The sequence below is a fragment of the Kocuria gwangalliensis genome (assembly GCF_039544365.1).
GTDB lineage: Bacteria > Actinomycetota > Actinomycetes > Actinomycetales > Micrococcaceae > Kocuria > Kocuria gwangalliensis.
The window spans coordinates 1-19,008 of sequence record NZ_BAABLN010000026.1 but is presented as its reverse complement, the minus strand read 5'-3'; the positions used below and the strand labels follow the sequence as shown (position 1 = coordinate 19,008).

Here is a 19,008-nt window from a genome sequence, read left to right as displayed (position 1 = left end):
GCGCCTGGCGATGACCATGCACTGTTCGTGCGAGATGAAGGGGAAGAACCTGATGACGACTCCCAAGACAACGCTCCCTCCCCCGGTGGCACAGGCACCGCTGAGCGAGGAGGAACTGGACCGGCTGGACGCATGGTGGCGGGCGGCCAACTACCTGTCGGTGGGGCAGATCTACCTTCTGGACAACCCACTGCTCAAGGAGCCACTGTCCCTGGAGCACATCAAACCCCGGCTGCTGGGCCATTGGGGCACCACCCCTGGGCTGAATCTGATCTACGCGCACCTGAACCGGGTGATCAAGGCCCGAGCCCTGAGCGCGATGTACGTGACCGGACCAGGCCACGGCGGCCCGGGGCTGGTGGCCTGCGCGTACCTGGACGGGACCTACAGCGAGGTCTACCCGGACATCGGCCGGGACGCCGACGGGCTACGGCGTCTGTTCCGCCAGTTCTCCTTCCCTGGCGGGATCCCCAGCCACGTGGCCCCGGAGACCCCCGGATCCATCCACGAAGGCGGGGAACTGGGCTACTCGCTGATGCACGCCTACGGGGCGGCCTTCGACAACCCCGACCTGTTGGTGGCCTGCGTCATCGGCGATGGGGAAGCCGAGACCGGGCCGCTGGCGGCCAGCTGGCACTCTAACAAGTTCCTCGACCCCGTCCACGACGGAGCCGTCCTGCCGATCCTGCACCTGAACGGCTACAAGATCGCCAACCCGACCGTGCTGGCTCGCATCCCCGAGGAGGAGCTGATGAGCCTGCTGCGCGGATACGGGCACGAACCGTACCCGGTCAGTGGGAGCGATCCGGTACAGGTGCATCAACGGTTCGCGGCCGTGCTCGACGAGGTGCTCCAGGAGATCCGTCGCATTCAGGACCAGGCCCGGGAGGGCACCGTAACGGAGCGCCCGCGGTGGCCTTTGATCGTGCTGCGCACCCCCAAGGGGTGGACCGGGCCCGCGGAGGTGGACGGGTTGCCCACCGAGAACACTTGGCGCTCCCACCAGGTGCCCCTGTCGGGTCTGCGGGAGAACCCCCAGCACCTGCGCCAGCTGGAGGAGTGGTTGCGTTCCTACCGGCCCGAGGAACTCTTCGACGCCGACGGTGCTCTGGTCCCGGAACTGGCCCAGCTGGCTCCGGAGGGCGCCCACCGGATGAGTGCGAACCCGGTCACCAACGGGGGCACCGTGCTGCAGCCCCTGCGGCTGCCAGATTTCCGGGACTACGCCGTCGATGTCCCCTCCCCGGGCACGACGGTTCACGAGGCCACCCGGGTGCTGGGCACCTGGTTGCGGGACGTGATCCGGGACAACCCGCGCACCTTCCGTCTGATGGGACCCGACGAGACGGCCAGTAACCGGCTCAACGCGGTCTTCGAGGTCACCGACCGGGTCTGGCAGGCGCAGATGCTGCCCACCGACGAGGGGCTGGCTCGCTCCGGCAGGGTGATGGAGGTGCTATCCGAGCACCTGTGCCAGGGGTGGCTGGAAGGATATCTACTCACCGGCCGGCATGGGTTTTTCTCCTGCTACGAGGCGTTCATCCACATCGTGGACTCCATGGTGAACCAGCACGCCAAGTGGTTGAAAGTCGCCACGGAGATCCCGTGGCGCCGGCCGATCGCCTCGCTGAACTACCTGCTGACCTCTCACGTGTGGCGCCAGGACCACAACGGCTTCTCCCACCAGGACCCCGGCTTCATCGACCACCTGGTCAACAAGAAAGCCGAGATCGTGCGCGTCTACCTGCCCCCGGACGCCAACACACTGCTGTCGGTGGCCGACCATTGCCTGCGCAGCCGCGACTACATCAACCTCATCGTCGCCGGCAAGCAACCGGCCCTGTCCTATCTGTCCGTGGACGAGGCCGCATTGCACTGCCGACGCGGTGTGGGCATCTGGGAATGGGCCGGCAACGAAGCACCAACCTCTCCCGGCACCGCCCCATCCGCAGGCAACCAGCCGGGCAGCGCCCCGGTGCTGCCCGATGTGGTGATGACCTGCGCCGGGGACGTCCCCACCCTGGAGATCCTCGCGGCCGTGGATCTGCTGCGCCAGCATTTGCCAGACTTGGTCGTGCGTGTGGTCAACGTGGTGGACCTGATGCGCCTGCAACCGGCCAGCCAGCACCCGCACGGGCTGCAGAAGGCGGAGTTCGACGCAATCTTCACCACCAGCCGTCCCGTGGTCTTCGCCTACCACGGCTATCCGTCCCTGATCCACCGGCTGACCTACCGCCGGACCAACCACGGCAACTTCCACGTACGCGGCTTCCAGGAGGAGGGCACGACGACCACCCCTTTCGATGTGGTCATGCTCAACGACCTGGACCGGTACCACCTGGTCATCGACGTCATCGACCGGGTTCCCGGCCTAGCCGAGGCAGCCGCCCCGCTGCGGCAGCGCATGCTCGAAGAACGGTTGTGGGCCCGCGCCTACACCCGGGCCCACGGAGAGGACGACCCGAGGATCAGCGGCTGGCGCTGGCCCTACGCCCCGGCCAACGCCAGCGACCCAAGCGGACAGGGATGCTGCTGATGCGCCTGGAGCACCTCGTGCCGGCCCTGGCGAGCACGGACCAAGGGTATCGTGCGGTCATCTTCGACATGGATGGGGTCGTCACGGACACCGCCGGGGTGCACGCCCGGGCCTGGAAGGCCCTCTTCGACGAGATCCTCCCCGCCCTGTCCCCCACAGTGCAGGAACTCTTCGACGCGGACACAGACTACCGGGCCTACCTCGACGGGCGCCCCCGCCGGGACGGGGTGCGCACGTTCTTGGCCGCCCGCGGGCTCAGCGTACCCGAGGGCGGGCCCGGTGACGGTGCGCAGATGCTCACCGTCCATGGGCTGGCCGCCCGCAAGCAGGAGCTCTTCGCCGCGGAGCTGACCCGGCAGGGAGTCAGGGCGTTCCCCGATGCCCTGGTGGTGTTGCGCGCACTGGTCTCCCGGGGCGTGCCCACAGCCCTGGTGACCTCCAGCCGCAACAGTGCCTCGGTACTGGAGGCGGCCCGGGTGGGGCACCTGTTCACCGTGCGCGTCGACGGCACCGACGCGCACCGGCTGGGGATGCCGGGCAAACCGGATCCGGCCGTCTTCCTGGAAGCGGCCCGCCGCCTGGAGGTAGCACCGGCCGAGGCCGTGGTGATTGAAGACTCCACCGCCGGGGTCACCGCCGCCGCCGCCGGGGGGTTCGGCCAGGTGGTGGGGGTGGACCGGACCGGGAATGCCCATGAGCTGACGGCAGCCGGTGCCCACCTCGTGGTGGAGGACCTCCGGAGGGTGCCGCTGGTACCTCTGGCCGAGGACGGTCTGCAGATGGAGCATCGAGGGCCGTGGTGCGGCGGGGCGGTCACCGCCGCGGCCGACGGGTGGCGACTGGTCTATGACCGGTTCGATCCGGTCCAGGAGGGTACCCGGGAGGCCCTGTGCACGCTGGGCAACGGGTACTGGGCCACCCGCGGGGCGGTACCGGGCAGCACCGCCGACGGGACCCACTACCCCGGGACCTACTTCGCCGGCGTCTACAACCGCCGCACCACCGATCTGGCCGGGCACCAGGTCGAGACAGAGCACTTGGTCAACGCCCCCGACTGGACGTACCTGAGTGTGCGCCCGGCCCAGGGGACCCTGTTGCATCCGGGGTGCCCGGAAATGATCGCTCACCACCAAGTCCTGGACCTGCGCCACGGGGTGCTGACCCGCACCAACCGCTACCGTGACGCCACCGGTCACACCACCCGGGTCACGTCGCGTCAACTCCACAGCCTGGCACGTCCGTATGTGGCCGCCCTGGAGGTCACAGTGGAGGCCGAAGACTGGTCCGGGGAACTGATCGTCGAGTCCACCGTCAACAGCGCGGTGTCCAACCGCAACGTGATCGCCGATCGCGAGTTGGCCAACGAACACTGGGGTCCGGTGGAATCCCGGGAGCTGGACGCAGAAACGGTGCTCTGCCAGGCGACCACCACCCAGTCCGGCATCACCGTGGCCACCGCCGCCCGCACCCGGGTCTTCCCCTGCTCCGCTCAGACCGGCCGGCGCCTGGTTCCCGGCCACAGGCTGGGGCACGAGATCACCTTGGTGCTGCGTCCCGGGCAGCCGGTGACCCTGGAGAAGACCGCGGCGGTGGCGACCTCCCGGGACCGGGCAATCTCCACCCCCGCCCTGGACGTGGGCTCGAAGATCGATGAGGCACCCAGGTTCGCTCTGCTGCTGGCGGAACAGGGGACGGCCTGGGCGGAGCTGTGGGATCGCTTCGGCATCGACCTGGAGGCCGGGGCTGCCCAGGAGCTGGCGTTGAACCTGCACCTCTTCCACGTGCTGCAGACGGTCGCGGCAACGGGCCCGGACCTGGACGCCGGCCTGCCCGCCCGTGGGTTGCACGGCGAGGGATATCGCGGCCACATTTTCTGGGATGAGCTCTTCGTCTACCCCATGCTCACCCTGCGCCGCCCCGAACTGACCCGGTCCTTCCTGCTCTACCGTTATCGACGCCTCGGGGCGGCCCGGGCAGCGGCCCGTCAAGCAGGGCTGGAGGGGGCGCTGTTCCCGTGGCAGTCCGGTAGCGACGGGCGGGAGGAGACGCCGACGGCGCTGTTCAACGTCCGCAACGGACAGTGGATGCCGAACAACTCCCATCGGCAGCGCCACGTCGGGTTGGCCGTGGCCTACAGCGTGTGGCAGTACTACCAGGCCACCGACGACATCGGCTTCCTCACCGACTACGGCGCGGAGATGATCATCGAGGTGGCCCGGCTGGTCAGCAGCCTGGCCGTCCACGACCCCGTCGAGGACCGTTTCGACATCACGGGGGTGATGGGCCCGGACGAATATCACGACGGCTACCCGGACGCTCCGGGCCAGGGGGTGCGCAACAACACCTACACCAACGTCTTGGCCGCCTGGGTCCTGGCCCGCGCCGGGGAGATCGTCGATTTGCTGGCCGGCCACGACTGCGACCCGTTGTGGCGCCAGCTGCATCTGCAGCACCAGGAAATCGACCGCTGGAACCAGATCAGCCGTCGAGTGCGCATCCCCTGGCACGCGGACGGCGTCATCAGCCAGTTCGAGGGCTACGAGGATCTGGAGGAGTTCGACTGGGCGGCTTACCGCGCCCGCTACGGCAACATCGGCCGGCTGGACCTCATCCTCCAGGCCGAGGGCGACTCCACCAACCGCTACAAGCTCTCCAAACAGGCCGACGTGCTGATGCTCTTCTACCTGTTCTCCGCCGAGGAACTGCGGAACCTTCTCGCCCGCCTGGGCTACACCCTGCCCCCGGAGCTCATTCCCCGCACGATCCGCTACTACCTGGCCCGCACCAGCCACGGCTCGACGCTGAGTCGGCTGGCCCACGGCTGGGTGCTGGCCCGCACCGATCGGGCCCGGTCCTGGGCCCTGTTCGAACAAGCCCTGCAAGCTGACCTCGCCGACACGCAGGGCGGGACCACCCGCGAAGGCGTTCACCTCGGGGCCATGGCCGGAACCGCCGACATGGTGATGCGCTGCTACGGGGGCGTGGAGATCCGGGAGGAGGCCCTGTGGCTGCACCCGGTGCTACCGGATGGGCTGGGCGCGGCCTCCTTCCAGCTCAGGTACCGGGGCCAGCCGATCAGCATCAGCCTCAGCCGGCACACCATGGCGATGCGTCTTCATCCCTGTTCGGCCGCACCCATCCGGGTGTGCGCCGAAGGCCTGGAGAGAATTCTGCGCCCCGGTCAGGTCTGGGAGGTGCCGCTCACCCCAGCATCATCCCCGGCCCAGCCAGGCGGTTCCAGCGGGTGCACTACCTCCACGGTGGGGAGCCGAGACGATGACTAACACCCACGCCGAGCGGTACCAGCAGATCACCGAAATCCTGGCCCGTCACGGACTGGGCTTCCTGGTGGGGGCGGCAGGCCTGCAACGGTGGGTGCCTTTCGAGCGCGGTCTGCTGGGGCACGAACAGCGCGCGGAACCGTACACGAACCCCGAGCACCTGCGCCTGGCCCTGGAACAACTGGGACCGGTCTTCGTCAAGCTCGGGCAGGTGCTGTCGACCCGGGCTGATCTGCTGCCCGAACCGTACCGGCAGCAACTGTCCCTGCTACAAGACTCCACACCGCCGGTGCCCGGGCGGATCATCACGGACCTGATCGTCGGCGAGCTCGGTCACGCCCCCTCGGAGCTATTCGCCGCCTTCGATGAAGAACCTCTGGCCAGTGCATCCCTGGGGCAGGCCCATGCGGCCCGCCTGGCCGACGGCACCGAGGTCGTGGTCAAGGCGCGTCGACCCGGGGTCGCCGCACAGGTCCAAGAAGACCTGGAGATCCTGCAGAACATGGCCGCCCGGGCCAGCCGCCATTGGGAGGCCGCCGCCGACTACGACCTGACCGGCATTGCCGAGGAGTTCGCCACCACGCTGCGGGCGGAACTGGACTACCTCACCGAAGGACGCAACACCGAACGTTTCGCGGCGAACTTCGCCGACAACGACACCATCCGTGTCCCCCGGGTCTTCTGGGAGACCACCACCTCCCGGGTGTTGACCCTGGAACGGATGCACGGGCTGAAGATCAACGACCTGGCGGGGCTCGATGCCACCGGGACCGACCGTGCGGCCCTGGCGACCCGCGCGACCGGTGCGGTGGCCCAGATGGTGTTCCGGGACGGCTTCTTCCACGCCGACCCGCACCCGGGCAACCTCTTCGTCGAACCCAACGGGCGCATCGCCCTGATCGATTTCGGCATGGTCGGGGACATCGACGAGCAACTGCGTGACCGCCTCGGAGCGCTGCTGCTGGCCCTGGTGCGCCAGCATCCCCGGCGGATCGCCACCGCCCTGGTGGAGCTGACCACCTCCCGCCGCCCCGTCAAACTCCCCGCCCTGACCGAGGACCTGGCCCCCGTCGTCGCCCTCTACTCCGGGCGGACCCTGGGTGAGGTCAAGGTGGGGAACCTCATCAAGGAAGTTCTCGCCATCCTGCGCCGTCACCACCTGCAGTTGCCACGGGAGCTCTCCTTGTTGCTGAAAATGCTGCTAATGGCCGAAGGTATGGGGACGACGCTGGACCCCCAGTTCCAGCTGGGTGAAGTCCTCCGCCCGTACGCCCACGGGCTGGTGCTGGAGCGCTACTCCCCCTCCGCCATCGCCGGACGCCTGTCCCAGGCAGGGGCCGATGTCGTGGATCTCACCGCTGAGTTGCCCGAGCAGCTACGCCGCGTCCAGGCCATACTCGAGGCCGGGGGCCCCGAACTGCACCTGCGCACCGTAGAACTGGACCCTCTCATTGACCGCCTCGAGTCGGCAGGCCAACGGTTAGGCCTGGCGATCCTGGCGGCCGCCTTCGTGCGAGGACTCGGTGATCTGGCCGCAACGGACCCGGTGCGGCGCCGATCCTGGCAACTACCGGTGCTCAGCACGGGTCTGGGCGCGACCGGCTCCCTGGGCGCCTACCTGGCCTGGTCGGCGCACCGGCAACGACGCCGCCGGCCCTGACCGCGGACCAGTACCCATCCACACCACCGACCACCAGCAATCCCTTCCACGAAAGGAACCATCATGGACCAGACCATACGAGTGGGCGTCAACGGCTACGGGGTGATCGGCAAACGCGTGGCCGATGCGGTCACCGCCCAACAGGACATGGAACTGGTCGGGGTCAGTGACGTGATCTCCGACTACCGGATCACCGCCGCCGTCTCCCGCGGCATCCCCGTCTACGCCTCCACCACCGAGGGCGTCGCGGCGATGCGCTCAGCAGGCATCACCCTGACGGGGGAACTGCATCAGCTCCTCGACGCCGTGGACGTGATCGTGGACTGCACCCCGGCCAAGATCGGGGCGAGCAACCTCGAGCACTACCGGGCCCACGGGGTCAAGGCCATCTTCCAGGGTGGGGAGAAGCACGCTCTCACCGGCCACTCCTTCGTCGCTCACGCCAACTACGCCACCGCCCTCGGCCGGGACACCACCCGGGTGGTCTCCTGCAACACCACCGCCACCGTCCGTACCCTCACTGCCCTGAAGGACGTCGGGTTACTGACCAAAGCACGCGGGGTGCTCATCCGCCGGGCCACCGACCCCTGGGAATCCGATCACTCCGGGATCATGAACACCATCGTCCCAGAAACGGCCATCCCCAGCCATCAAGGACCCGACGCCCAGACGGTCGTACCGGACCTCGACGTGGTCACCATGGCCGCCAAGGGCGCCCACACCCAGAATCACCTGCACTACTGGACCATCGACCTCACCCGCCCCGCCACCTCCGAAGAAGTCCTCGAGGCGCTGAGTGCCATGCCGCGCATCGCCCAGGTCCGCAGCAGCGACGGGATCGTGGCACCCAACAGCACCATCGAGCTGATGCGAGACCTCGGCCGGCCCCGCGGGGACATGTACGAGGTCGCCGTGTGGGCCGACATCCTCACGGTGCGCGGCGAGGAACTGTTCTGCACCTACACCGTCGACAACCAAGCGGTGGTCATCCCGGAGAACATCGACGCGATCCGGGCCCTGGCCGGCACCGTCACCGACGGGGCCGAATCCATGAGCCGCACCGACACCTCCCTGGGCGTGCGCGCCGACTTCCTCACCCCCGCACCGCACCCGGACCGCATCTACCCTACGGCGAGGGCACGGACGTGAGCGCCGCAAAGACCTTCCGAATCGTGGTCGGGGTGGATGGTTCCCCCGAGTCTTTGAGGGCGTTGGAGTGGGCGGTCGCCGAGGCCCGGTTGCGCCAGGGGCAGGTGCATGTGGTGACCGCCTGGCAGCACCCGGCCATGGTGGTCGGCGACGACGACCACGACTGGGATCCAACCAGATACGAAGCGAGGGCCCGGCGACTCCAGGACGAAGCGCTGCGCAGCGTCCACGCCGGTCCGGAGGACATCACCGGGGAGGTGGTCCCAGGGCAGCCGGCCGCCGTGCTGCTCGAGGCCTCCACCGAGGCCGATCTGCTGGTCGTGGGCTCCCACGGTTACGGCGGCTTCACCGGCCTGCTGCTGGGTTCGGTCTCCAACCAGGTCGTCCACCACGCCCGCTGCCCCGTACTCGTCGTCAAACCCAGACGCCAAGGCCGGCTGTAGCGCCCGGACCGCCCCTCGCACCCCGGGTCACCGGACCCAAAGGGGAGGGATCTGGCGCCTGACTGCCCGCCGGCAGGGTCGACGGCGTGGCGGCTCATGGTCCCCGGCGAGCCCTGCCCGGGACCGTGGTCAGCACTAACGAGACCAGCACGATCGCCGCCCCCAGGGCGCTCCACATGGTGGGCCGTTCCCCGGGCAGCACCGCCGAGACCGCCATGCCGATCACGGGCACCAGCAGAGTCCACGCACCAAGCAGGTCCAGCCGCGCAACCTGGGCCTGACGGAACCACGCAACAAAGGCCGCCGCGGTCCCGATCAGTGACAGGAACCCCAGCGCCAGCACGAACCGGGGTGTCCACGTGATGGCCGGGGCGCCTTCAACCACAGCGGCCAGCACCACCAGCAGGAGACCGCCGAGCACAAAGTGCCAGGCGATGGCGACCAGCAGATCCGTCCCCGACAGCCGTCGAGCCATCAGCGTTCCGGCGGTGATGGCCACCGCCGAGAGCAACGACAGCCACGCCCCTTGCCCGCCGCCACTGGCCACCCCCACCAGCACCAACCCGGTGAATCCGACCACCAGGGCCGCCGCCGTGCGCACGGACACGGCCTCACCGTAAAGCCACCAGGCCGGCAAAAGGATCAGCAATGGTTGGGCATTCGACAGCACCGCTGCCGCCCCCGTGGCCAAACCGGCGGTCCCAGCGAACATCGCGGCAAAAGCCACGGTCACATTCACTACCGCCATCGCCGTCAACAATCCCCAGACCCGATCCCGCGGCCACAGGGGCCGCCCCTGCACGGCGGCGACCAGCAGCAATGCGGCCCCGGCGATCAGTGCGCGCATCGCCGCGAACCACAGCACCGGCGCATCTTGCAGCCCCCACCGGATGGCCACGAAACACAAACCCCAGGCCGTGGTGACCCACAACATGGTTCCCACTCGAGGGGCTCCCCGGCTCGGAGTCACGTGCGTGCTGCTCAGAATCATGCCGCCTGTCGGCGGAGCCGGGGGACGAACCGCGGCACCCGGCGGGCGTAGTCCTGGTACGCGGTCCCGAACTGCCGGGTCAGCACTTGTTCCTCTTTGCGCCCCAGACGCCAGTAGACGACCACCAGCACCGGGAACATGAGCAGGGTCAGCACGGTGGGCCACTGGAGTAAGAAGCCCACCATGACGGCCAAGAACCCCACGTACTGTGGGTGCCGGAGGCGCGCGTACGGGCCGGTAGTGGCCAGACGCCCTTCACGCTGGGCCGTGTAGAGCACCCGCCACGCCCGGTACAACAGGTACAACCCCACCCCGATCACGACGTTACTGAGCAGGTGCAGGGGGTTCAGATGGGGGTCCCCCTCCCACCCGAACAGCTCCTGCCACAGGTGCCCGGAAAGGTGGTCCAAGGACTGCTGGCCGGGCACCCGCTCGCCCAGCCAACCCGAGAGCAAGAAGATGGTCAGCGGGAAACCGTACATTTCCGTGAACATCGCCACGACAAACGCCGAGAACCCGCCCAAGGCACGCCAGTCCAGCTTGGTCTTGGGCTGGACGAAACTGGCGGCAAAGACGATGAACACCAAGGAATTCAGGGCCACCAACCACCACAAGCCATACCCGTACTCAGCGGACATCGCCGGCCCCTTCCTGATCGGGACGACCACCGTGTCCCGAAGTACGGCCCGACGCCCCATGCCCGCTGTGACCTCCATGGCCTCCATGGCCAAAGAGGTGCATCACGAGCATGGCCGCCCCGAACACATACGGTAACGAATCCAGCACGTGCACCCAGTGATTGGTCAGCAGGTAGATCACTGAGCCGATCACCAATATCACGACGCCGGCGCGGAGACGCGCTTTTTGCCGCATTCTTTTAATGTCGGACTCACCGTTGAAGCTGTGGTGGTGTGACATAGCCGTTGTCCTTCGAAAGCAATGGTGCGGGTTTCCGAGACGTGGTTCGGAGGCTTTCCGCAAGAGGGGTTCATCTTCCGTGTCGGGTCAGTGGAGTGCGGGGCGAGTCCCGTCCCCCACCACGGCGCGACCAGCTCCCTTGGCGGCCATACTGACGAGTCGTTCCAAGGGCCCTTGCCCGAAGGCGCGCTGCCAACCCACCGCGAACAGGGCAGCCAGGAGAAGATAGGCCAGGAACCAGATCTCGGGTTGGTCGTAGTGCAGCTCGAAGGACAACAGCACCAGCTGGACCGAGTAGAGGGTCAGGGTCATCGCCCCCATCGCCGACAGAGGTAGCAGCCACGGCCCAATCGTGCGGGCCAGGAGAAGGAAGGTCCCGAGCACGGCCAGCCCGATCCCCAGGCTCCAGGCAATGGCCAGCGGCATGTTCGCGTGCGGGGTGGTGACGGCCAGCCACCACCCGGTGCTGGTGGGCAGCCCCTCGTCGGTTCCCCACACGAGGATCTCATCCACCACTTCCTCGCTCTGTTCCGGGACGCTGGGCAACAACTGGTGGTAGCCCTCGGCAACGTAAAGCAGAACGTAGGAGCTCAGGTAGGCGAATGCGGCGAGCCCGGCCCCGACCACCACGAGCAGGGTTTGGACCTGCACATTGCGCAGGTTCAGACGCCCCAGGGCCAGTCCGGTCAGCAGGTACGTCATGTACGGCAGGGCCGGGTACGTGCCGGTCAGCAACAGCTGGGCCGCTGTCGCCCCGGGAACGGTGACCACGTCGTTGAAAGTGGGGTTGTAGGCGGTGAACTCCGGCAACCGACCCCGCAAGATCTGCATCAGCACCGGTGCGACGACCCCGAAGAGCATCGCGCACATGACCAGGGTCACGGGGCGTAAGTGGAGGAAGGGAATGGTCAGCAGGAAGAACACCCCGTAGTAGACCAAGATGTTGACGGCCGGGGGGTCTTTAGGCATCAGGTACCCGATGGACATGCCCACTGCGGCAATCAGCAGGGCCCGGACCGCCACCCCGACCCGGGCGGCCGTCATCGACTGCCCCTGCCGACGGGTGCGCCCGCCCGAACCGAAAGCCAGCCCCACCCCGGCCAGCAAAGCGAACAACGCCGCCGAGTCCCCGGCGAAGAGGATCCAGGACCAGGTCGGCTCGTGTGTCTCCTCATCGGAGGCGGGCAGGAAATGGATGGCGGTCAATCCGATCAGCGCCAGCCCCCGGGCAGCGTCGATCGCGACCAGCCGTCCCCGCGTGGGGGAATCCTCTGGAGGAGTGGCCCGGTCGGGGGCTTCGGTTCTATGGCGGTCGCTCATCGCTCTCCTCGTCACTGTCCTCGTCATCTGCAAGGCCGCCCGGTCCGTGGCGGAATCCGCTGTTGCTCCGCGGCAAGGGTGTGGATGGTGCCGGTCACAGCAGTTGCTCGACGGTGTTTCCTCCGTCGGTGATGCGCAAGACGGTGGAGCCAGCCACCAAAAGGGTCTCCACCGCCCCGCCGCCGGTCATGCTCGCCCCCAGGGCGGTGACCTCCCCGAAGGCTTCCCCGGTGGCCGTCCAGGTCAGCCCGGAATCGTCGCTGATCAGCAAGCGGCCGCCAGGCCCAGCACCCACCACCGTGTGATCATCGGCCCAGGCCACCAGGGACATTAACTGCGGGGTGTCCATGCTCGTCCAGGTGGCCCCGCCGTCGGTGGATCGCAACAGGCCCTCCTCAGTGGTGGCCAGCGTCGCCCCGCCACCCGGAGCGATGGCCAGGGCCATCGGGGCGGAAGGGATCGCGACGGTCTCCCAGGTGCGCCCGTCGGTGCTGGTGCGCAGTTGCCCGTCAAAGGCGAGAATCCGATCCGGGCCCGCGGTCAGGGCGTGGAAGTCCGACTCCCCGGCCCGCGACAGCACGCTCCAGGTCTGGCCCCCGTTGGTGGATTCGACCAGTCCCAGCGGCTCGGGCAACTCCACCCCGGGGCCGGGGTGACCGGAGGCCAGGTAGCGTCCGCCACCGGTGGAGGTGAAGCCCATCAAGTCCACGGTCGGGCCGACTTGGGTCAGTTCCTTGTTCTCCAGCAGGAACAGGCCTTGGTGGGTGGCCAGCAGGATCACCCCGGTGGCCGTGTCCCGGGTGATGGCGTGCACGTGGGTGATGGCGGTGCCGCCGTCGTTGCCGGAAGAGGACGAGGACTCCGACTGTGGTGACTGTGATGAGCAGGCGGTGACAGCCCACCCCGTCCCGGCGACCAGGCCGAAGGTGAGCAGGGTGCGTCGGGTGACAACGGTCATGGGCGGTATTTCAGCTCGGTCGTCATGCCGGCCTCGGCGTGGTAGATGTTGTGGCAGTGGATCAGCCAGTTCCCGGGATTGTCCGCCTGCAGATCGATGGCCATCGACTGCATCGGGGCGATCAGGACGGTGTCCTTGCGCAGGCCGTTGGGCAACGCGAAGGTGTGCCCGTGCAGGTGCAGGGGATGGGCCATCATCGTGTGGTTGGCCACGTCGAGCCGCACCCGCTGTCCCTCTTGAATCTCCAGTGGGTCGTGCTGCCCGTAAGGGGCCCCGTTGAATCCCCACTCGTAAGGATTCATCTGTCCGGTCATGGCCAGCTCCAGGCGCACATCGGGTTCCCGGGCCTCGAGCCGGGCGCTGTCGGCAGGTTTCAGCTCGGCACCGACCAGCACGGGCTTGTCCAGTTCCGCCGGTCGCACGGACGGCGACGGAGCGGCACCGGAACCGGTGCGCACCAGACTCATGGCCTGCCCCTCCTTGCCCAGCGGCACGGCCACGAACGGGAAGACACCGTCGGTCAGGGTGACGGTCGCATCGTAGCGCTCCCCCATGCCCAGATAGAGGGCATGGGTGTCCTGCGGCTGCACGGGGAACCCGTCGGTGTGTGTGACCGTCATCCGGTGCCCGCCCAGGGCGACCGTGAAGATGGTGTCCGCAGCAGCGTTGATGATCCGCAGCCGCACCCGTTGGCCCGGCTTCGCGGTCAACACCTCCGGGTCCGCCGGCACCCGCCCGTTGACCAGGTAGTGCGGGTAGGCCACGTCCCCGGCGTCATCGCCGTATGGGGAGTCACCGGCGCCCATGTTGCCGTGAGCCACTCCAGTCCTGCCCTCCGAGGAGCCAGAAGACATGTCCATGCCCTCCATGCCCTCCGCGCCGGTCATTCCGCCCATGGTCCCGTGGTCCATGCCACCCTCCCCTGAGGAGGTCAGGGTGGTCAGGATGTCGTCGGGGGTCCGGCCGGTGCCGTCGACCCAGTCGTCGAGGACCAGGATCCACTCGTGGTCGTAGTCCCCGGGTTCCTGGGGGTCATCAATGATCAGTGGGGCATACAGGGCGCGGTCCAGCTGGACCCCGACGTGCGGGTGGTAAAAATAGGTGCCCGGATCCGGGGCGGTGTAGTCGTAGGTGTAGGTGGCACCGGCGGCGATCGGGTCCTGGGTCACCCTGGGCACCCCGTCCGCTGCCTGGTCCAGGGCGATCCCGTGCCAGTGCACGGTGGTCTGCGCCGGCAACTGGTTGTCGACGGTGATCCGCAGGCGGTCCCCGGTGGTTGCGCGGATGAGCGGACCGGGGGCGCTGTCACCGTAGGCCCATGTCGACACGCTCGGCCCGCCCAGGTCTAGGCGCACCGGCCGGGCGGTGAGCGTCTTGGCGACAACGCGCTGACCGGCGCCCGCAGAGGCAACCCCGGACCCCGTGCCGGCCGTGGAGGAGATGGAAGGAGCGGAGCAGGCCGCCAGGGCCCCGGAGCCGAGCAGGCCCAGCCCACCGACCACCAGGCTTCTGCGGGAGAGGGTGTTCATGAATTCCTTTCCGAGTCATCAGGCAAGATGGGGATCAACAACCATCTTCGGCGGGTCAGGAGCAGAAAAGAGTCCGATTCCCTTGAAGATTTGACGAAGATTGTGGAGAATCCGGTCCCCGGCGGCGATCTGCCCGAGGCGACGGGGGACACTAGGAGGCATGACTTCCGGCACCGACTCCGCGGCCCCAGCCGGGCGTGTGCTCGTGGTGGACGACGAGAAACCCCTGGCCCAGATGGTCGCCACCTACCTGACTCGGGCCGGCTTCGACGTCGCCGCCGCCCATACCGGCCCCGACGCCCTCCAAGCCGCCCGCACCCGGGAGCCCGACGTCGTCGTCCTGGACCTGGGGCTTCCCGGGCTGGACGGGATCGAGGTGTGCCGCCGACTGCGGGCCTTCTCGGAGTGCTACGTGCTGATGCTCACCGCCCGCGGAGACGAAGAGGACAAGCTGGCAGGGCTGGAGGTCGGGGCCGATGACTACATCACCAAGCCCTTCAGCGTCCGTGAGCTCGTCGCCCGAGTCCAAGCGGTGCTGCGCCGCCCCCGCACCACGATCGCACCACAAGAGCCGCAGCGAGTGGTCGGGGATCTCGTCATCGACCTCGCCACCCACGAGGCCCAGGTAGCCGAGACCCCGGTGGCATTGACCCGCACCGAGTTCGATCTGCTCGTGGCCCTGTCCGCCCGCCCGCACCAACCGCTCTCGCGCCGTCAGCTCATCGACACCGTCTGGGACCCGGCCTGGGTGGGCGATGAGCGCATCGTGGACGTACACATCGGGCACCTGCGCCGCAAGCTCGGCTCGGACCCGAGCCGCTACATCGACACCGTGCGCGGAGTCGGCTACCGGATGGTGACCCGATGAGCCCCCGGCGTGAACGTGGGTTGGCCTCTCGGTTTCTGGGCGCCCAGTTGCTGGTGGTGGGCACCAGCATCGTGGCCGCGATCGTAGTGGCCTCCTTGGTCGGCCCAGCGCTGTTCCACGATCACCTCGTCATGGCCGGGCACCCCGAGAGCTCTCCGGAACTGCTGCACGTGGAGCGGGCCTACCGCGACACCAGCCTGATCACTCTGACCGTGGCCCTGGGCACCGCTTTGATCTGTGCGCTACTGGCCACCGTCTGGCTCTCCCGCCGCATCCAGACCCCGCTGGGGAAGCTGACCGAGGCGGCCAAAAGGATGGCCCGCGGCCGCTACGACACCCGGGTCCCGGCCATGGGCGCCGGGGCGGAAGTGGACGCCCTGGCCGCGTCGTTCAACACCATGGCTGAGCGGCTGCAGCGTACCGAGGACACTCGACGCCAGATGCTCTCCGACCTGGCCCACGAGATGCGCACCCCCATCTCCGTGCTCACCGTTTACCTCGAGGGCCTCCAGGACGGTGTCATCGGCTGGGACACCACCACCAGCGACGTCATGGCCGAGCAGATGGCTCGGCTGACCCGGCTGGTCGAAGACATCAACGATGTCTCCCGCGCTGAGGAAGGCAGGTTCGTGCTCGACCGTGCGGAAGAGTCCGTGACCGACCTGCTCCAGGCCGCCGGCGACGCCGCGAGGGAAGCCTACGCAGCCAAGGGCGTCACCCTGGAGATCGAGGCCACGGAGCCGGCGGGGACCGTGGACGTGGACCGGCAACGCCTCGGACAGGTGCTAGGCAACCTGCTCTCCAACGCCCTGCGCCACACCCCGCCCGGCGGTACGGTGACCATCAGCGCGGGCGGGCAGGGCTCAGAAGACGTCGCCATCCGCGTCACCGACACAGGCGAGGGCATAAGCCGTGAACAGCTGCCGCACGTCTTCGAACGCTTCTACCGCGGCGACACCGCCCGGGACCGCGACCACGGCGGCTCCGGGATTGGCCTGACCATCTCGAAAGCCCTGGTCGAGGCCCACGAAGGCGCCCTCACCGCCTACTCCCCCGGGCCCGGACACGGAACCGTGTTCATCGCAACACTGCCACGTCACAGCCACGACAGAGCAGAGCAGGCGATGGTTACCACTTGAGCCCAACCGCCTTGATATATACCCCCCCCCGGGGTATATATCTACTTGTAGGGCGCGATTCCCCTTGCCGAAAGGCACTATCCATATTCGAAGGAGCCCGCCGTGACCGATGCGATCCACCCCAGACTTCCTCTCGTCTCCACCGGTTGCGCCTGCTGCGCACCGCCTGCCGCACCGGACGAACCAGCCTCAGCCAACCCTCGGATGCCCTCCGACGTCAGCACCTCGACGACCTACCGGGTGGAGGGCATGACCTGCAGCCACTGCACGGGGCGAGTGACCGCGGCCCTGACCGCCCTGGAGGGCGTCCAAGACGTAGAGATCGATCTCGTAGCCGGCGACACCTCCGCCGTCACTGTGACAAGCCAACGACCGATGTCGACGAAGGCCGTCCGATCCGCCATCGAGGACGCCGGCTACACGCTGGCCACTTCCTGACCGCCCCGGGGCCTCCGCACGCCCCAGCCCATCCCCAATGTAAGGACATATTGTGAAGCGTTCCACCACCCTGACTACCCTCGCCCTGACCACCGCCTTGGCCCTGGTCGGCTGCGGTACCGGTGCTGAAGAGAGCACCGAGACCGCCCAGGAAACCGCCGCCCCGGCCACCTCCAGCGCTCAGGCCACGAGCACCACCTCGGCTTCCGGTGAGGCGATTGCCACTGAGAACAACGACGCGGACGTGATGTTCGCCCAAATGATGATCCCCCACCACCAGCAGGCCGTGGAGATGAGCGAGATGCTGCTGGCCAAGGACAACATCCCGGACAACGTGCGCGATTTCGCCCAGGGCGTGGTCGCAGCCCAGGGCCCGGAAATCGAGCGCATGAATGCCATGCTCACCGCCTGGGACGAGGAACCCATGAGCGAGTCTGGAGGCATGGAAGGCATGGACCACGGGTCCGGGATGGACGGGATGATGAGCGAGGAGGACATGGCCGCCCTCGAGGAGGCCCAGGGTGTCGAGGCCGCGCGACTGTACCTGGAGCAGATGACCGTCCACCACGAAGGCGCCGTGGACATGGCCCGCGACGAGGTCGACAATGGCGAGAACCCGCAGGCCGTGGCACTGGCCCAGCAGGTCATCGAGGATCAGGAGGCCGAAATTCAGGAGATGGAGACCATGCTCCAGGAGTTGCCCGAGCAGTCCTGACCCGCACACACCCGGGGGCCGCCGCGTCCGCGCCGCGGCCCCCGGACACCGAGCCGGCCAAGGAACACCGTGATGGTGTGGCACATGGGCATGGAGGGCATGAACCACGGCTCCATGGGCTCCGGAGTCCGAATCGGGGATGGACGGGATGATGAGCGAGGAGCACCCGACCGCCCACGAGGAGGCCCAGGGTGTCGAGGCGGCTCGGCTGTACCGGCAGCAGATGATTGCCCGCCACGAGGGCGCGGCCGAGAAGGCCCGTGGAGAGGTGATCAACGGCACCCATCCTGAGGCCGTCGAGCTGGCCGAAGACGTGGTGGCCACCCAGCAGGCCGAGATCACCGAGATGGACGAAAGGCTCTTAGGACTGCCGAGCCAGTCCTAAGCCTCCTCGCGGTGCCCAGATCCTGAGGTGGAACCGTGGCCGGCCCTGGATACCGTCGGCCGCCAGGGAATGAGCCTCGTGCGGCGCTGTGACGACCGGGCAGGGAGACAGTTTCCGGGCCGCGGGGGCTTAAGTCCCTGCACCCGGTGTTGCTCATGGCGCTGCTTGTGGCGTTCGCCCCGGAAGCCGCCACGGCAACCAGGAACCGGCCCCCCTGAGGAACGCTTCGCGGTCCTGAACACGACCACGGACGGTGACGTGTTCGCCGGTGACGGCTGTTGAGCCCGCCCACCCGGTGATAGTTGCCGACCTGCGGCGGATCAGCGCCCTCCGGGGGCTGGACCCGGATCGGGCCCAACACCCCGGACGTCGCTCCACCGAAACGGAGCCGTTGACATCGACTCAGCCGGACACGGGCAGCTTCCCGGCTCACCAGTGACGGGCCGGCGGGCCAAGTTCAGAGATCAAAGACGAACAAGGGAAAGCAATAGTGGGCGTGTTTCTGACAATTCTGGGAGTCGTGGTGATCGTGGCCGGGTTGATGGACATGTTCCACACCTTGTTGCATCCCAGCGGTCAGGGGCGCCTTAGCCTCGATCCACCGATGAGCATGCTTGGTACTGGTACGTAATTAAGAACGAAATGCCCGTCTGACCGGGAAGAATGGCACTTGTCTAA

At 67.9% G+C, this 19,008-nt stretch carries 15 protein-coding genes and 1 pseudogene; 10 read left to right on the top strand and 6 right to left on the bottom strand.

Going from position 1 to position 19,008, the window contains the following annotated elements:
- The first annotated feature begins 52 nt into the window (after positions 1-52).
- From ABEA06_RS08590 to ABEA06_RS08570, 5 genes are all read left to right on the top strand, one after another.
- On the top strand, positions 53-2,536 hold the full coding sequence (locus ABEA06_RS08590; RefSeq protein WP_345311204.1) for a phosphoketolase family protein: 2,484 nt from the start codon (positions 53-55) through the stop codon (positions 2,534-2,536).
- The gene (locus ABEA06_RS08585) at positions 2,536-5,820 is read left to right on the top strand and encodes a beta-phosphoglucomutase family hydrolase (protein ID WP_345311203.1); all 3,285 of its coding nucleotides are present in this window, start codon (positions 2,536-2,538) and stop codon (positions 5,818-5,820) included. The genes ABEA06_RS08590 and ABEA06_RS08585 overlap by 1 nt, the downstream gene beginning before the upstream one ends.
- Positions 5,813-7,477, top strand: a complete 1,665-nt coding sequence (locus ABEA06_RS08580; protein WP_109269445.1) for an ABC1 kinase family protein — start codon at positions 5,813-5,815, stop codon at positions 7,475-7,477. Before ABEA06_RS08585 ends, ABEA06_RS08580 begins: the two co-directional genes overlap by 8 nt.
- Before the next feature lie 63 nt (positions 7,478-7,540).
- A complete protein-coding gene (locus tag ABEA06_RS08575; RefSeq protein WP_109269444.1) occupies positions 7,541-8,626 on the top strand; it encodes a type II glyceraldehyde-3-phosphate dehydrogenase in 1,086 nt (361 codons plus the stop codon).
- Entirely contained in the window at positions 8,623-9,069 is a 447-nt protein-coding gene (locus ABEA06_RS08570) for a universal stress protein (protein ID WP_109269443.1), read from the top strand. The genes ABEA06_RS08575 and ABEA06_RS08570 overlap by 4 nt, the downstream gene beginning before the upstream one ends.
- 94 nt (positions 9,070-9,163) lie before the next feature.
- On the opposite strand, the gene ABEA06_RS08565 is transcribed toward ABEA06_RS08570, so the two are convergent.
- From ABEA06_RS08565 to ABEA06_RS08540, 6 genes are all read right to left on the bottom strand, one after another.
- On the bottom strand, positions 9,164-10,003 hold the full coding sequence (locus ABEA06_RS08565) for a DMT family transporter (RefSeq protein WP_238663279.1): 840 nt from the start codon (positions 10,001-10,003) through the stop codon (positions 9,164-9,166).
- Between the two features lie 53 nt (positions 10,004-10,056).
- Positions 10,057-10,698 carry a methyltransferase family protein gene (locus ABEA06_RS08560; RefSeq protein WP_109269442.1) on the bottom strand — a complete coding sequence of 214 codons (642 nt, stop codon included), beginning with the start codon at positions 10,696-10,698 and terminating at the stop codon, positions 10,057-10,059.
- Positions 10,688-10,978 (bottom strand): DUF2933 domain-containing protein, encoded by a 291-nt coding sequence (locus ABEA06_RS08555; RefSeq protein ID WP_345311202.1) that lies wholly within the window; start codon positions 10,976-10,978, stop codon positions 10,688-10,690. The genes ABEA06_RS08560 and ABEA06_RS08555 overlap by 11 nt, the downstream gene beginning before the upstream one ends.
- A gap of 87 nt (positions 10,979-11,065) precedes the next feature.
- On the bottom strand, positions 11,066-12,298 hold the full coding sequence (locus tag ABEA06_RS08550) for a heparan-alpha-glucosaminide N-acetyltransferase domain-containing protein (protein ID WP_345311201.1): 1,233 nt from the start codon (positions 12,296-12,298) through the stop codon (positions 11,066-11,068).
- A 94-nt stretch (positions 12,299-12,392) separates the two neighbouring features.
- On the bottom strand, positions 12,393-13,256 hold the full coding sequence (locus ABEA06_RS08545; RefSeq protein WP_345311200.1) for a F510_1955 family glycosylhydrolase: 864 nt from the start codon (positions 13,254-13,256) through the stop codon (positions 12,393-12,395).
- Positions 13,253-14,785 carry a multicopper oxidase family protein gene (locus tag ABEA06_RS08540; RefSeq protein WP_345311199.1) on the bottom strand — a complete coding sequence of 511 codons (1,533 nt, stop codon included), beginning with the start codon at positions 14,783-14,785 and terminating at the stop codon, positions 13,253-13,255. The genes ABEA06_RS08545 and ABEA06_RS08540 overlap by 4 nt, the downstream gene beginning before the upstream one ends.
- 160 nt (positions 14,786-14,945) lie before the next feature.
- Between ABEA06_RS08540 and ABEA06_RS08535 the strand changes: the two genes are divergently transcribed.
- The 5 genes and pseudogenes from ABEA06_RS08535 to ABEA06_RS08515 all read left to right on the top strand — a co-directional run.
- The gene (locus tag ABEA06_RS08535; RefSeq protein ID WP_345311198.1) at positions 14,946-15,653 is read left to right on the top strand and encodes a response regulator transcription factor; all 708 of its coding nucleotides are present in this window, start codon (positions 14,946-14,948) and stop codon (positions 15,651-15,653) included.
- The gene (locus tag ABEA06_RS08530) at positions 15,650-16,792 is read left to right on the top strand and encodes a sensor histidine kinase (RefSeq protein WP_345311197.1); all 1,143 of its coding nucleotides are present in this window, start codon (positions 15,650-15,652) and stop codon (positions 16,790-16,792) included. Before ABEA06_RS08535 ends, ABEA06_RS08530 begins: the two co-directional genes overlap by 4 nt.
- A gap of 102 nt (positions 16,793-16,894) precedes the next feature.
- A complete protein-coding gene (locus ABEA06_RS08525; RefSeq protein ID WP_345311196.1) occupies positions 16,895-17,230 on the top strand; it encodes a heavy-metal-associated domain-containing protein in 336 nt (111 codons plus the stop codon).
- Between the two features lie 52 nt (positions 17,231-17,282).
- Complete coding sequence (locus tag ABEA06_RS08520; protein ID WP_345311195.1) at positions 17,283-17,945, top strand: DUF305 domain-containing protein; 663 nt, start codon at positions 17,283-17,285, stop codon at positions 17,943-17,945.
- A 136-nt stretch (positions 17,946-18,081) separates the two neighbouring features.
- Positions 18,082-18,330: pseudogene (locus ABEA06_RS08515) on the top strand (DUF305 domain-containing protein); the annotation flags it as partial.
- Positions 18,331-19,008: the final 678 nt, after the last annotated feature.